This is a genomic window from Streptomyces sp. NBC_00376 (assembly GCF_036077095.1).
Taxonomy (GTDB): Bacteria; Actinomycetota; Actinomycetes; order Streptomycetales; family Streptomycetaceae; genus Streptomyces.
Genome location: NZ_CP107960.1, coordinates 7807074 through 7821116 on the forward strand (window position 1 = coordinate 7807074; position 14043 = coordinate 7821116).

General features: G+C 72.3%; 10 protein-coding genes. 6 read left to right on the forward strand and 4 right to left on the reverse strand.

Features of this window, described 5'->3' with window-relative positions:
* Positions 1–212: 212 nt before the first annotated feature.
* Positions 213–1652 carry a helix-turn-helix domain-containing protein gene (locus OG842_RS35035; RefSeq protein WP_266735112.1) on the forward strand — a complete coding sequence of 480 codons (1440 nt, stop codon included), beginning with the start codon at positions 213–215 and terminating at the stop codon, positions 1650–1652.
* Between the two features lie 60 nt (positions 1653–1712).
* Here the strand turns inward: OG842_RS35035 and OG842_RS35040 are convergent, their stop codons facing one another.
* From OG842_RS35040 to OG842_RS35055, 4 genes are all read right to left on the reverse strand, one after another.
* On the reverse strand, positions 1713–5195 hold the full coding sequence (locus tag OG842_RS35040) for a M28 family peptidase (RefSeq protein ID WP_266737284.1): 3483 nt from the start codon (positions 5193–5195) through the stop codon (positions 1713–1715).
* Between the two features lie 269 nt (positions 5196–5464).
* A complete protein-coding gene (locus OG842_RS35045) occupies positions 5465–6004 on the reverse strand; it encodes a hypothetical protein (protein ID WP_266735111.1) in 540 nt (179 codons plus the stop codon).
* Between the two features lie 129 nt (positions 6005–6133).
* Positions 6134–7372: a serine/threonine-protein kinase gene (locus OG842_RS35050; protein ID WP_266735109.1), complete on the reverse strand. Its 1239-nt coding sequence runs from the start codon at positions 7370–7372 to the stop codon at positions 6134–6136.
* A 232-nt stretch (positions 7373–7604) separates the two neighbouring features.
* The gene (locus tag OG842_RS35055; RefSeq protein ID WP_266735108.1) at positions 7605–8090 is read right to left on the reverse strand and encodes an Lrp/AsnC family transcriptional regulator; all 486 of its coding nucleotides are present in this window, start codon (positions 8088–8090) and stop codon (positions 7605–7607) included.
* Between the two features lie 227 nt (positions 8091–8317).
* Between OG842_RS35055 and OG842_RS35060 the strand changes: the two genes are divergently transcribed.
* The 5 genes from OG842_RS35060 to OG842_RS35080 all read left to right on the forward strand — a co-directional run bounded on the left by OG842_RS35060 (position 8318) and on the right by OG842_RS35080 (position 13935).
* Entirely contained in the window at positions 8318–9295 is a 978-nt protein-coding gene (locus OG842_RS35060) for an alpha/beta hydrolase (RefSeq protein ID WP_266735106.1), read from the forward strand.
* On the forward strand, positions 9288–10454 hold the full coding sequence (locus OG842_RS35065; protein WP_266735104.1) for an acyltransferase family protein: 1167 nt from the start codon (positions 9288–9290) through the stop codon (positions 10452–10454). The genes OG842_RS35060 and OG842_RS35065 overlap by 8 nt, the downstream gene beginning before the upstream one ends.
* 25 nt (positions 10455–10479) lie before the next feature.
* A complete protein-coding gene (locus OG842_RS35070; protein ID WP_266737282.1) occupies positions 10480–11832 on the forward strand; it encodes a sensor histidine kinase in 1353 nt (450 codons plus the stop codon).
* Positions 11829–12500, forward strand: coding sequence for a response regulator (locus OG842_RS35075; protein ID WP_266735102.1), 672 nt, complete (start codon positions 11829–11831; stop codon positions 12498–12500). Before OG842_RS35070 ends, OG842_RS35075 begins: the two co-directional genes overlap by 4 nt.
* A gap of 280 nt (positions 12501–12780) precedes the next feature.
* Complete coding sequence (locus OG842_RS35080; RefSeq protein WP_266735101.1) at positions 12781–13935, forward strand: glycosyltransferase family 4 protein; 1155 nt, start codon at positions 12781–12783, stop codon at positions 13933–13935.
* Positions 13936–14043 lie beyond the last annotated feature (108 nt).

Consider the following 14043-nt stretch of genomic DNA (forward strand, 5'->3'; position numbering starts at 1 on the left):
TCGGGCCGGGGCTGCCCGGAACCGCCCGGCGGGCCGAGCCCGGGTGGCCGTAAGGACCCTCCCGACCGGCCGTCCGGGCAAGGGAGTTGCGCGGCGGCGCCGTCTTCCCGCCGCACCGGGGACAGCGCACCCCCGCGCTCGCTATCCTTCCCCGCTATGAGCCATGAGCATGGCACGGGTGGGGAATCCGGCGGGGCTCCGCGGAGTTCCGGGTGACCGAAGGCATGGGCGCCGCGCCGGACGCCCGTACCGCGGAGGCATGGCGGGCCTTCGGCACCCGGCTGCGCCAGTGGCGCAGGCGCGCCGGGCTCACCCAGGCCCAGGTGGGGGTCCGCGTCGGATACGACCACACCGCCATCAGCAAGCTGGAGCACGGCACCCGCAGGACACCGCTGCCGCTGGCCCGCAGGCTGGACGAACTGATGACGGCGGGCGGTGCCCTCCTCGCCGCCTGCGAGGCGGCCGAGGGAGCGGGCGGTACGGGCGAGGAGGGCGCGGCGGCGCGCCCCGCAGCGGCCCCCGCACGGCAGGGGCCGCTGCCGGGGGAGCCCGCGGGAGGCGCCCTGCTCGCGATGCTGCCACCGGACACCGTCCTGCCCGGCAGGCTGCCCAGCTACGGGCTGATGTGCCCGGTGCACGGCCGGGACGGCTGCACCGTCCCGGTGCTCGCCGACGTCGTCGCCCTGCACTCGGCCTTCTGCTCCCTCGGCCCGTCCGCCGCGTCGCGCCCCGCGCTGGACATCGACACGGTGCACGCCCTGACGGCGCTGCTCGCCGTCTGCCTGCGGGCCGACGAGGAGCGCGCCTGGCCCGGAGCCACCGTCGTCGTCGAGCGCACGCTGCACGCGATGCTCCGCTGGATGGCCCTGCCCGCCGCGCCCTACCAACGTCAACTCGCCCCGCTGGCTGCCGAGTACGCGCAGTCCGCCGGCTGTCTGCGGCTGCAGTGGGGCCGCAACGCGACCGCGATGGCCTGGCTCGACCGCTCGCTGGTCTGGGCCCAGCTGGCCGGTCACGTCGGTACGGAGGTGGCCGCGCTCAGCGACATGAGCACACTGGCCCGGCTGGAGGGCGACGGCCCGTCCGCCCTCGCCTACGGAGGTGCGATCCGGCAGGCCGCCGCCGGCCGGTACTGGGCGGGCGCCATGAGCGATCTGTACCTGGCGCGCGGCCACGCGGTACGGGGCGATGCCCGCCAGACCCTGGACCACATCGACCGTGCCTGGTCGCAGCTGGACCGGGTCGGCGAGCAGGACGAGACGGAGGCGCCCTGGCTGTCCGTCGCCTCGGTGCGCCTGCGGGTGGAATCCGGCGCCGCCGGGGCGCTGCGGGACCTGGCGGCGGCGACCGGGGACCGCCGGCTGGCCCTGCGCGCGGTGGGCGCGGCCCGCACCGCCCTCGGTCTGCTCCCGCCGGGGATGCACTCGGCGCGGATGCTGTTCCTGGTACGGATGGCGGACGCGCACGCCTGCGCCCAGGACCCGCAGGCGGCGATCGCCATCGCCGGACCGGTCCTGGACACCACCGAGGTCACAGCTTCGACGCTGCTCGGACAGGAACTGCGCGGTCTGCACAGCCGGTTGGCGGCCCGGCACGACAACCGGCCGGAGACCGACGACTTCACCCGCAGGCTGGCGGCCGTCGTCCGCTGACACGCCGGAGGCGGGGCGTGTGTGCACACGCCCCACCCCGGATCCCGCACCGGCAAAGGATCAGCCGGCGTTCAGCGTCACGTCGTCGACGACGAAGCTGGTCTGCAGATAGGCGTCCTCCTTGCTGGTGAATCCGAGCGTGACCGTCTGGCCGGCGAACTCGCCGACGTCGAAGGTCTTCTGGACGTAGGAGCCCGTGGCGTCCACGTTGGAGTACGTCGCGAGCGTCTTGGTCCCCAGCTTCACGGTGAACGTGTCGTACGCGGTCGGGTCACCCGCCGACTCGTCCGTGTCGGTGCTCAGATAGAAGGACAGCTTGTACGTCGAGCAGCCCGCCGGCACGGTCAGCGACTGCGAGACCGTGTCCGAGTGGGTCGATCCCCAGCCACCGAGCCAGGCCGTGTACGAGCCCGAGTGGGCCGGCTCCTCCGACGTCCGGTTGTTGATCACACCGTCCGTCTGGGTCCACGGGGTGACGCCGTCCTCGAAGCCGCCGTTGGCGACGACCTGCCGGGCCTGGCAGGTGGAGCCGCCACCGACGACGAGCGAGTACGTGGTGGTGTGGGTGGCCGTGCCGGTACCGGTCACCGTGAGGGTGTACGTGCCCGCCGCGGCCTGGGCCCCGGCCGAGACGGTCATCGTCGAGGAGGAACCCGACTGCACGGATGCCGGGGCGAACGAGACGGTGACGCCGCTCGGCGCGCCGGAGGCCGTCAGCTTCACGGTCTGGGCGGAGCCGGCGGACGTCGCGGTGGACACGGCTGCGGTGACCGAGCCGCCCGGCTGGACATTGCCGGAGACCGGCTTCACCGAGACGGAGAAGTCGTCGGCGGGCGCGGTGGTGCCGACGGAGGTCTTCCAGATGGTGTAGGCGACCCCGTCGGCGCTGCGGTCGAGCGCCGTCGCGTTGATGTTGGCCGTGGTGTCGCAGGACGAGTGGTAGCAGGAGTCGTAGGAACGGCCCGCCGTGCCGCCCCACTTGGCGGCCTGCGCCGACGTCTTGGTGTCGCTGGCGCCGGTCGCGTAGCCCGAGGTGGGGATGCCGCCCTGCTGGAAGGAGTAGTCGTCGGACCGGCCCTGGCCCTCGACGTTCTCCTCCGGTGCGAGGTTCAGCGAGTCCCAGTACTCCTTCATCGGCGCCGAGGCGGCCGAGTTGACGTTGTTGATGAAGTAGCCGCCGTTGGTCGAGGCCACCATGTCGAAGTTGTAGTACGCCTTGATGGCGCCGCGCTCGGCGGAGCTGAGCTGGCCGACGTAGTACTCGGAGCCCTGCAGGCCCTGCTCCTCGCCGTTCCACCAGGCGAAGCGGACGTGCTTCGTCATGGCCGGGTTGCGCTGGGCCAGCGTGAGGGCGTTCTCCAGCAGGGTGGCGGAGCCCGAACCGTTGTCGTTGATGCCGGGGCCGGCCGAGACGCCGTCCAGGTGGGCACCGAACATGATCGTCTGGTCGGACGGCCCGCCCGGCCAGTCGGCGATCAGGTTGTTGCCGCGGTAGGTGCAGCTGGTGCAGGTCTGCTCGCTGACGGTGTAGCCGGCCGCCTGCAGCTTGCTCTTCACATAGGCGAGGGAGGCCGTGTAACCGGCGCTGCCGGCCCGGCGGTTGCCGCCGTTCTGGGTGGCGATGGTGTTCAGCTGCGTGAGGTGCGCCTGCACGTTGGCGACGCTGATGTCCGGTGCGCTGCCGCCCGGATTGCCGCCCCCGTTGTCGACGGTCAGGTTGTACTGCGCGGTGTGGCTCTGGGTGCCGTCACCCTTCACCGTGAAGGTGTACGCGCCTGGCGCGGCGTTGGAGGACGCCGACACGGTCATCGTCGAGTTCGCCCCGGCCTGTACCGACGAGGGGCTGAAGGTCGCGGTGACACCGCTCGGCAGGCCGCTCGCCGTCAGAGCGACCGTCTGCGCGCTTCCGGAGCTGACCGTGGTCCGCACCGTGGCCGTCACCGAACTGCCCGGCTTCACCGAGCCCGCCCCCGGGTCCAGGGACATCGTGAAGTCGTTGTTGCCGCTGGGTGTACAGGTCGGGTCGCCGCTCTGTGCGGGCACGCTGATGGCGTCCCAGGCGGCCTTGGTCCGGTCGAAGAGCACACAGCTCTGGTCGAGGTTCTTGGCCGCGGTCAAAGTGGCCGTGCGGTAGCGCTTGTAGGTCATCCCGCTGGTCTTCAGCAGCATGCCGCCGTAGAAGACCTTGCCGGCGCTCTGGATGCCTACACCGGTGACCGACGAGCTGTTGCAGGTGGGGCTGGACGGCTTCCCGCCGCCCGGGTTCGAGCCCTCGGCCAGCAGGTAGAACCAGTGGTTGAGCGGACCGGCCGCGGCATGCTCCTCGGTGTTGGGTATCGAGGAGCTGTAGCAGTTCGGGTCGCCGATCTGCCCCGGGTTGTACATGATCCGGATCGGCCCGTCGCCGACCAGGTCGATCTTCTCGCCGACGGTGTAGTCGGGATCGTCGTACGGAGCCGGTTCGTTGGTGTACGCCTCGGTCAGGGCGCCCATGATGTCGCCGGTGGCCTCACCGAGACCGGACTCGTTGTTGGCGCCGCCGGGCGTGAACTGGTCTATGCCATGGCCGAACTCATGGCCCACCACGTCCATCGCGCCGATCCACTGATTGGCGTTGTTGTGGCCGATGGAGACCGACGAGCCGTCCCAGTAGGCGTTGACGTCGTTCAGCCCGACCTCGACCGGCCAGCTGCCGCCGTTGCCGTTGTGTCCGTTGCGGCCCAGCCAGTCCTTGAGCATGTTCCACTCGTGCTGCGCCGCCCACATGACGTCGACGCAGCCGGTCTCCTTGCTGGAGGCGTTGCCGGTGCCCCAGGAGTCGCTCGACTTGGTGAAGACACTGCCCGTGCTGTAGTCGGCGCAGCTCAGGCCGGGCCGGTTGGGGTCACGCAGCGAGTAGCTGCTGCCCGAGGCGGTGGTGTCGATGGCCAGCGGCGACGGTCCGTTCCACTGGCTGTTGCCGGTGCCCGCCTTGACGTCGTCGTAGCTGTCGATGACCTTGCCGGTGCCCGCGTCGACGAAGACATGCAGCCGGCTGGGGGCCTTGGCGGTGCGTCCGGTGAGCACTGTCTCCCACGCCAGCCGGGAGGACTTGTCCGTGGCACGGACCACGAGCCGACGCGATTCCACCCGCTTCACCGTGCGGAGCTTCTTGCGGGCGGTGGTCTCGGCAGCCTCGGCGGAGACGGTCGGCGTGGTCGGTACGTTGATCCGCCGGGACACGGCTGACTGGGTGCCGCGTACCCGGCCCTCGGAGTCGGCCACCACGACCGCGTCGCCGCCGACGACCGGCAGGCCGCGGTAGGTGCGCTGGTAGGCGACGGAGTACATGCCCTTGACCCACGGGGTCACCATCTGGCGCTCGTACCGCTCCTCGGGCCCCTTGGCCAGGGTGTCGAGACCACTGGCGGCCGCCCGGTCGGCGGCCGACACGGCGGCCGAGAGCGCGGAGGGGGCGGGCGGGGCCGGGTCGGCGGACGCCGTCTGCCCGCCGGTGACGACCAGCATTGCGGCGAGGACGGCCAGGGTCGTCCCGGCCGTCATCGGTCTGAGTTTCATCGAGGCTCCTTGACTTGAGGGGGGCCTCGATCACGGGCAGCCGCGTACGTCGACGTACTTGCCCCAGCCGTCGCCGGGCGCCCGCGTCCGTGGTGTCCGTGATCGAGCGACCGAACACTCACACGTCGTCATGCACTCGTCAACGAACTGCGAGGGGTGCGGGGGGGACTTGGCAAGTTTGGTCAAGCCGCGCTGGTGGGATCGCACAACGGCGCCGGCACGCGGGGCGGTTGCTCCGGTCCGGCGCGCAGCGGTCACTCCAGCCCGGAGACCGTGAACACCGCTCGCGCGTGCCTGCGGTCGATACGGTCGGCCAACTGCCTCAGTGCAGTGACCCCGCACCGCAGCGTCCCACGCTCCACGCAGCCGCGGACGTCCTCGTCCAGCCGGTGCCACAGCGCCGGGTTCGCGAGGAACACCTCCGGGTCGACCTCGACCCGGTGGCCGTCGGCGTCCCGGAGTACCAGGCGCTGGGCGACGCCGTCCGACCAACGCGCTGAAACCAGCCGGTCGGTGCGTACGGTCCGCTCGTGGAACAGGCGCCTGGAAGAGAGCCACCCGGCACCCGCGCGCACCCGGGGCGGCACCAGGACCGCCCACAGCAGAGCGGAGAGGCCCGTCCACAACAGGGCGCGCGGCCAGGTCAGATGGCGGGCTGCCGCGTCGACGGCCAGGAGCAGACCGAGGAGCGCGACGGCGCAGTGGACCGCGAAGCGCAGGTCCGCGGCCCAGCCGTGGTCGTGGGCGGTCATGCCGGGAGGAGACGGCCACCGCAGGCCGATGTGGCGTTGCATGGCAGCGACGCTAGAGGGCCGGCCGGCCCGGCGGACTCGCGTTGACGCACCGCTGATGTCGGGGCGCGGGGCCCTGACGGTTGCTTGACGCGGCGGCCGTGGAGCGCCGGCGGGCACCCGGCGACGGAGTCAGTCCTGCTCGTCGTCCTCCTCGTCCCCGGCCGGATCCAGTGGTGCGGACGAGGGGGCGGACGGCTCGGGCCCGGTGGTCGCGGTCGAGCCGGTGTCCGGGGTGTCGGCCGAGCCGGAATCCGGGGAGAACAGCACCATCCCCACATACACGGCCGCGATGAAGGCGACCGTGCCGGCGATGGCGCTGGCCACCCTGGGCCGGCGCCTGATCGCCTCCCGGGCACCGGTGCTCCGCAGGACGGGCGCGGTCCGTTCCGCCGGGCGCCGCCTGCGGCCACCGGACTGCGGCAGCCGGTACGTCGCCGCGCCGTCGCCCTGCTGGGCGGAGCCTGCCGCCGGGGCGGAGCCGAACGTGGGGGCTGCGGCCGGCACATGCGGACGGCCGGTCCCGGCCGGAGCGGCGGCGGGGATGTGCGGGGCACCGGTCGGCGGCGCGGGGGGAGGGATCGGCGCGTACATCGGCAGCGGCTCCGGCTGCCCCCGCCAGGCGTCGCTCTGGAACCACTCGGCGACCTGCTGGGCACTGGGCCGGTCCTCCGGCTGCTTCGCGAGCAGCCCGAGCAGATAGGAGTCGAAGGCCGGGGACAGGTCGACACCCCGCTGTCTGAGCGGTACGGGCGCGGTATCGACATGTTGATAGAGCGTGGCGGTCGCCGTGTCCGAGCGGAACGGCGGATCTCCCAGCAGGAGTTGGTAGATCACACAGCCGAGGGAGTACATGTCGGACGCCGCGCCGGCCGTACGGCCCAGGGCGCGCTCCGGGGCGAGATAGAGGCTGGTGCCGACGATCTGTCCTGTGGTGGTCAGTGCGGCGGACGGGTCGTCGACGAACTGGGCGATGCCGAAGTCGCCGATCTTGACGGACCCTTCGGCGTCCAGCATCAGGTTCCCGGGCTTGATGTCGCGGTGCACGATGCCCTGCCGGTGGGCGGCGGCGAGCCCCGCGGCGGCCTGCCCGGCGATCCGGGCGACCTGTTCGGCACCGAGCCGCTCCTCGGCATTGAGGAGATCGCCCAGGCTCCTGCCCTCGACGAGCTCCATCACGAGGTAGAAGCGGTTCTCCCAGGCCCCGAAGTCGAACACCGCCACCAGATGAGGATGGCTCAGCCGGGCCGCGGTCTGCGCCTCCAGCCGGAACCGGGCGGTGGCCGACTCGTCGGCGTGGTCGCCGAGGAGCAACTTCACGGCGACGGCTCTGCCGAGGACTTCGTCCGAGGCACGCCACACCTCCCCCATGCCGCCACGGCCGATGGGGGAAACCAACCGGTACCGACCAGCTACCAGCACTGTGCACCAATCTCGAATTGTGGGCCGCTTCTGCTGCCACGGCGACGACCCGACGGGGTCGGGACGAGGTGGGGGGCGCGCGGCAAGATCAGGATATCGGGCCGCCGGACCCGGCGTTCCAGCGGAGCGGCCCAGTCCGCAGCTCGTGCACCGAACCTGTGTTCGCCCCGCGCCCCGGTGATCAGTTCCGGCCGCCCGCCGCCGTACGGCCTACCGATTCGACCAGCGGCAGCAGCCGGTGTGGCACCCGTTCCCGCAACGCCACCTCGGTACGCGTCCTGACCACCCCGGGCAACTGGATCAGCCGCTGGATCACATCCTCCAGGTGCCCGTTGTCCCGGGCCACCACCCGCGCCAGCAGATCCCCGCCGCCCGTCGTCGAGAACGCCTCGACGATCTCCGGTACCGCGGCGAGCGCCTCGCCGACCTCGTCGAGGTGCCCCTGGGTGACTTCGAGGTGGACGAAGGCCAGCACCGGGTGGCCCAGGGCGGCGGGGGAGAGGACCGGCCCGGTGCCGGTGATCACTCCGTCCCGCTCCAGCCGGTCGAGACGGGCCTGGAGAGTGCCCCGGGCGATGGAGAGGATGCGCGCGTACTCACGGACGCTGGTACGGGGCTGCTCGATGAGCAACCGAAGGATACGGGTGTCGAGAGCGTCCACTGCCATGGTCCGCCGGCCTCCTTCTGGTACGACGATCCGGGCTGTGACTGTACCAATGGCGCAGCCTGGCCCCTGCCGGAGCGCCCCGGTCCGCAGTCGGCCGCCCGTCATACCCGTAGTCCCTGAGAGCTACGGAAAAGGTTCACACCCCGGTGGGACGCCGACTACGGGGCCCTGTTCATAGCTTCTGTACCCGAGCACACAGCCACCAGGTACGGGAGGAACAACCCGCCATGCCGTCCCATCCGAGCAGGTCCCGCCTGCGCCGCGGCCTGCTCGCCGCACTGGTGGCCGCCTCGGTGGCCCTGCCCCTCTCGGGCGCGGCGGGCCCGACGGCCGTACCGGCCCCGGCCCCGGCCGTCCACGCCCCGCTGACCAGCGCCGCACCCGAGGCCCTCGCCGGGCGGTACGGCGCGACGCGGGCCGACATCGGCGCGGCCGAGCGGGCGGCGGCCCGCCACGGCGACCGCAAGCGGGCCACCGCGCTGCACGAGATGGCCGATCCCGCCCGCCGCTTCCTCGCCTTCGACGGCCGGGACGGCGGCCGCTCCGTCGAGGTGTTCGGCGATCTGTCCCACGCGGAACGCATTGCCGTGCTGGTCCCCGGCGCGGGCATCGGCATCGACCACTACTGGCGGCTGCGCAACGGTGCGCGTGCCCTGCGCGACGAACTGGGCGGTCGCTCGGCGGTCGTCGCCTGGCTCGGGTACCGGACGCCGGTGACGGTGAGCCCGGACTCGCTCACCTCGGGACGGGCCATCGAGGCCGCACCGGAACTGGTGCGGTTCATGCGGGAGTTGAAGCACCTGAAGCCCGAGGCCCGGACCACCCTGCTCTGCCACTCCTACGGCTCCGTCGTCTGCGCGCGGGCCGCGCACCGACTGCGGGTCGCCGGCATCGTCCTGTACGGCAGCCCGGGTACCGGCTACCCGAACGCCTCCGCTCTGCACACCACGGCCACCGTCTGGGCCGGCCGCAGCAGCGGCGACTGGATCGCGGACGTGCCGCACACCGAGCTCCGACTGCCCTTCGTGGACATCGGATTCGGTACGGACCCGGTCGCGCCCGGGTTCGGCGCCGAGACCTTCGCGGCGGGCTCCGGCGGCCACAGCGACTACCTGAAGGCCGGCTCCGAACCGCTGAGGAACATCGCCCGGATCGTGGCCGGAGCGGCCGGATCCGCAGACCCCACGGGAGAGCGCCATGCGTGACTTCGCACGACGGATCGAGTCCGCCACCCCCGCCGACCGCGACCGGGCGGTCGACGCCCTGCGCGCCATCGCCATCCTCGGCGTGGTCCTCGGCCACTGGCTGGTGACCGCACTGGTCGTCGACAGTGGCACCGTGCACGGAGCGAGCCCGCTGCGGTACCTGCCCGGACTCACCCCGGTCTCCTGGCTGTTCCAGACCCTCGCGGTCTTCTTCCTGGTCGGCGGACTGGTCGGTGCGAGAAGCCATGCCGCCGCCCGCGCCCGGGGCGAGAGCTACGGCCGTTGGCTCCGTGCGCGGATGAGCCGGCTGCTGCGTCCGATGGCCGTGGTGCCGGTCGTATGGTCCGTGGCGGCGTGCGCAATGCTCTTCGCCGGGGTGGACCAGGACACCGTGCGCGCACTGTGCAAGCTGGTGTGGTCCCCGCTCTGGTTCATCGCGGTCTTCGCGGCGCTGACGGCGGTGACCCCGCTGGTGGCGAGGCTCCATCCGCTGTGGCCGTTCGCCGTCGTACTGGTCGTCGACCTCTACCGCTTCGGCCTGGACGCGCCCGGCGGATTCGCCGCGGTCAACGTGGCGGCCGGCTGGCTCGTGCCGTACTGCCTGGGCGCGGCCTGGGCCCGGGGCGAGCTGCTCGGCCGCCGCACCGGCTGGACGCTGCTGCTCGGCGGAGCCGCGGCCACCGCCGCACTGGTCAGATGGGGCGGCTACCCCGCGAGCATGGTAGGAGTGCCCGGTGTGGAGATCTCCAACCTCGACCCGCCGACCCTCGCCGTGGTCACCTTCGGCCTCGCGCAGTGCGGGGCGGCGCTGCTGCTGCTCGGCCCGCTGCGCCGGATGCTGAGGCGGCCCGCCCTGTGGGCGGTGGTGGCGACGGTGAACCTCTCGGCGATGACGGTGTTCCTGTGGCACCAGACGGCGATGATCACGGTCACCGCGACCGGCCTGTGGGCGGGCGGAATGCTGCCGGGCCTGCACGATCTGCCCGACGGACCCGGCTGGGTACTCGCCCGGCTCGCCTGGCTGCCGGCGTTCGCTGCGGCGCTGCTGATCTGCCTGCTGGCGTTCCGCGGTTACGAACGGCAGCGGCCGGCGCGGACGAGGAACCTGGTCGTCCGCGAGGGACGCCCCGCCGGATCGATGGAGGCACGACGTGTCTAAGGTGCGAGCTGTGAACCGGGGGGACATGGTGAAGCGTTCGGCGCGGGTACTGCGGGCACTGCCCCGTACCCTGCGCCAGGATCTCGCGACCACGGCGGTCGACCCGAACGGGCAGTCGGGGAAGCCGCGTTGGCTGGAGTGGCGGCCGGTGATCATGGTGCCGCTGGTGATGGGCGCGGTGGGGGTGCTCATCGCGGGCAGCAACCAGTACGCCTTCGACTTCGGGATGGGCATTCAGCTCGGGGTCCTGCTCGCCGGGGTCCAGTCGGCGGCGATCGTCGTCGCCCTGTACCGCCCGCTCCTGGCCTGGTGGGCGTCGATGCTCGTCATGGTGCTGGTCACCCCGTTCGCCGCGAACGTCGGCCCCGGGACGCGGTTCCCGTGGGACGGCGCGTTCCCCTGGAGCGGGGCCGGGATCGTGATGCAGGCCGGGGTGCTGTTCCTGCTCGCGCTGCGGCTGCGCCCCCGGATCGCCGCCGAGACCCTGACGATCACCGTGCTGGCGGGGCTCCTCTGCGGAGCGAACACCCCCTGGCGCAACGCCAACGACATCCGCCTCGCCATCGGCGTCCTCGTCATCACGGTGGTGATGGGCATCGCGCTGCGCGGCCTCGCTGTGGCACGTACCCGGCTGGTCGAACAGGAGGAGCTCACCGCCGAGGAGCGTGCCAGACGCACCCTGCTGGAGGAGCGCAACCGCATCGCACGCGAGCTGCACGACGTGGTCGCCCACCACATGTCGGTCATCTCCATCCAGGCGCAGGTCGTCCCGCACCTGGTCGAGAACCCGTCCGACGAACTGCGGGAGAACGTAGCGGGCATCCGCAGGAACGCGGTCGACGCGCTCACCGAACTGCGCCGGGTCCTTGGCGTACTGCGCTCCGAGGACCCCCTGCCGCAGGCCGCGCGGCACGCCCCGCAGCCCACGCTGGAACGGCTGGACGAACTGATCGGCAACGCGCGCGGAGCCGGGGTCGAGGTCACCGCCGAGGCCACCGGGGAGCCGCGTCCGCTGTCGCCGGGTGTCGAGCTGTCGGCGTTCCGCATCGTGCAGGAGGCGCTCAGCAACGCGATGCGGCACGCACCGGGGGCCCGGGTGCGGGTGGAGATCCGTCACCGGAGCTCCGGGGTCACGGTGCGGGTCACCAACACCGCGCCGGTCCGCCCCGCCCCGCCCACCACGGGCGAGGGCCACGGCCTGCTCGGCATGCGCGAGCGCGTCGCGATGCTGGGCGGTGAACTCGCCACCGGGCCTACCCCCGACGGCGGCTACGAAGTCACTGCGATACTGCCCGCACCGCCCGCCGCCGGGCCCGTCGACCGCACCGACCCTGCAGATTCCGCCGATCCCACCGACCCTGCCGAGGAAACCCGATGACGGCCATCCGCGTACTGATCGCCGACGACCAGATGATGGTCCGGCAGGGCTTCACGGTGCTGCTGAACGCCGAACCCGGCATCGAGGTCGTCGGCCAGGCGGTGGACGGCGCGGACGCCGTGGAGAAGGTGGCCGAACTCGCCCCGGACGTCGTCCTGATGGACATCCGCATGCCCCGGCTCGGCGGCATCGAGGCGACACGCATCATCACCGGGGTCGACGGCGCCACCGTCAAGGTCCTCGTCCTGACCACCTTCGATCTCGACGAGTACGTCTACGAGGCGCTGCGCGCGGGTGCGTCCGGGTTCCTCCTGAAGGACGCGTCGGCCGACGAACTGGCCCATGCGGTAAGGGTGGTGGCGGAGGGCGAGGCCCTGCTCGCCCCGAACATCACCAAGCGGCTGATCGCCGAGTTCGCCCGGGTGAGCGCCGGCCCACGAGCCCCGCTCAGGGATCGCACCGGCGAACTGACGGAGCGTGAGACCGAGGTCCTGGCCCTGATCGCACAGGGCCTGTCCAACACCGAGATCGCCGCGCGTCTCGTGGTCGCCGAACAGACCGTGAAGACCCATGTGGGCCGGATCCTGGCCAAGTTGGGTCTGCGCGACCGGACCCAGGCAGCGGTCCACGCCTACGAAACGGGCCTGGTGCGTCCGTCCGGCTACTAGCCGGTTCCACCACACGGCCCGCGCACCTCTCACGACCAGCGCACCCCTTACGACCCGCACAGCACAACGCAACGCACCCGGCGCGGCGTCCGTGCCCGTCGCTCGCTCCGGCATGCCCGGAGAACGTCGGGAACGCCACGACACAGGGGCGTACGACCCGGGACCACCGAGCGGCCGAGGGCCGCCCGGCGAGTCGTCGTGCCCCGCGAACCACGGCATCGAGCCGTTTCCGCGCACGCTCCGACCGATTCCGTATCCGACCGAAGGAACCGAAGAGTCCATGGGCACCACCCTCGTCATCACCAACGACTTCCCGCCGCGGCAGGGCGGCATCGAGACCTTCGTGCACGCGATGGCCACCCGGGTTCCGGACGACGACGTGGTCGTCTACACCTCGCACGAGCCCGGGGACACCGCCTACGACGCGAGCCTCCCGTTCCCCGTCGTACGGGATTCCAGCCGCACCCTGCTGCCGACCGGCCGGGTCACCCGCAGGGCCGTCGAGATCGCAAGAGCCCACGGCTGTGACCGGGTCTGGTTCGGTGCCGCCGCCCCGCTGGCCCTGATGGCGCCGGCCCTGCGGCGCGGCGGCGTACGGCGCATCGTGGCGACCACCCACGGCCACGAGATCTGGTGGGCCAGAACCCCTGGTGCGCGCGGGCTGATGCGCCGGATAGGCGATGGCGTCGACGTGGTCACGTATCTGGGTCAGTACACCCGCGCCCGGATCGAGCCCGCGCTCGGCCCGCGCGCCCGCATGAGCCGGCTGGTTCCCGGGGTCGACGCCCAGGTGTACCGGCCGCGCGCCGACGACGGCCCCGACCCGCTCACCGAACTCGCCCTGCACGGCAAGCGCGTCATCCTCTGTGTGGCCAGGCTCGTCCCCCGCAAGGGCCAGGACACCCTCATCCGGGCCCTGCCGCTGATCCGGAGCAAGGTGCCCGACGCCGAGCTGGTGGTGGTCGGCCGGGGGCCCGACGAGGCCCGGCTGCGCAAACTGGCGGCGCGGTACGGCGGGGGAGCGGTCCACTTCGCGGGCGGCGTCGCGCACACCGACACCCCGCCGTACTACGCCGTGGCGGACGTCTTCGCGATGCCGTGCCGAACCCGGCGGGCCGGTCTGGAGGCGGAGGGGCTCGGGATCGTGTTCCTGGAGGCGGCTGCGAGCGGTCTGCCGGTGGTCGTCGGCGACTCGGGTGGTGCTCCGGACACCGTCCTCGACGGCAGGACCGGCCGGGTCGTGGACGGCACCGACCCCGCGGCCGTCGCCGGGGCGCTGACCGGGATACTCCTGGACCCGGACCGGGAGGCGATGGGCGCGGCGGGTCGTGAATGGGTCCGGGAGTCCTGGTCGTGGGACGCGTCGGCCCGCCACCTGACGGACCTCCTCACCCCCGCCGAGGAGGTGGCGGCGCCCCTGCCGGGCGAGGAGTAGAGAGCCGCGCGGGGGCGGTGCGGTCAATCGGTCAGGGTTCGGCACACCGCCGGTCCGTTGGCTTACTGATGGTGCACCGCCTCCGGCGATGAATGTGCCAATGGCTCA

Coding starts and splice junctions, on each gene's coding strand:
- OG842_RS35040 (WP_266737284.1), bottom strand. CDS start 5,195: ATGACGGCCGGGACGACCCTGGCCGTCCTCGCCGCAATGCTGGTCGTC.
- OG842_RS35045 (WP_266735111.1), bottom strand. CDS start 6,004: ATGCAACGCCACATCGGCCTGCGGTGGCCGTCTCCTCCCGGCATGACC.
- OG842_RS35050 (WP_266735109.1), bottom strand. CDS start 7,372: ATGGGGGAGGTGTGGCGTGCCTCGGACGAAGTCCTCGGCAGAGCCGTC.
- OG842_RS35055 (WP_266735108.1), bottom strand. CDS start 8,090: ATGGCAGTGGACGCTCTCGACACCCGTATCCTTCGGTTGCTCATCGAG.
- OG842_RS35060 (WP_266735106.1), top strand. CDS start 8,318: ATGCCGTCCCATCCGAGCAGGTCCCGCCTGCGCCGCGGCCTGCTCGCC.
- OG842_RS35065 (WP_266735104.1), top strand. CDS start 9,288: ATGCGTGACTTCGCACGACGGATCGAGTCCGCCACCCCCGCCGACCGC.
- OG842_RS35070 (WP_266737282.1), top strand. CDS start 10,480: ATGGTGAAGCGTTCGGCGCGGGTACTGCGGGCACTGCCCCGTACCCTG.
- OG842_RS35075 (WP_266735102.1), top strand. CDS start 11,829: ATGACGGCCATCCGCGTACTGATCGCCGACGACCAGATGATGGTCCGG.
- OG842_RS35080 (WP_266735101.1), top strand. CDS start 12,781: ATGGGCACCACCCTCGTCATCACCAACGACTTCCCGCCGCGGCAGGGC.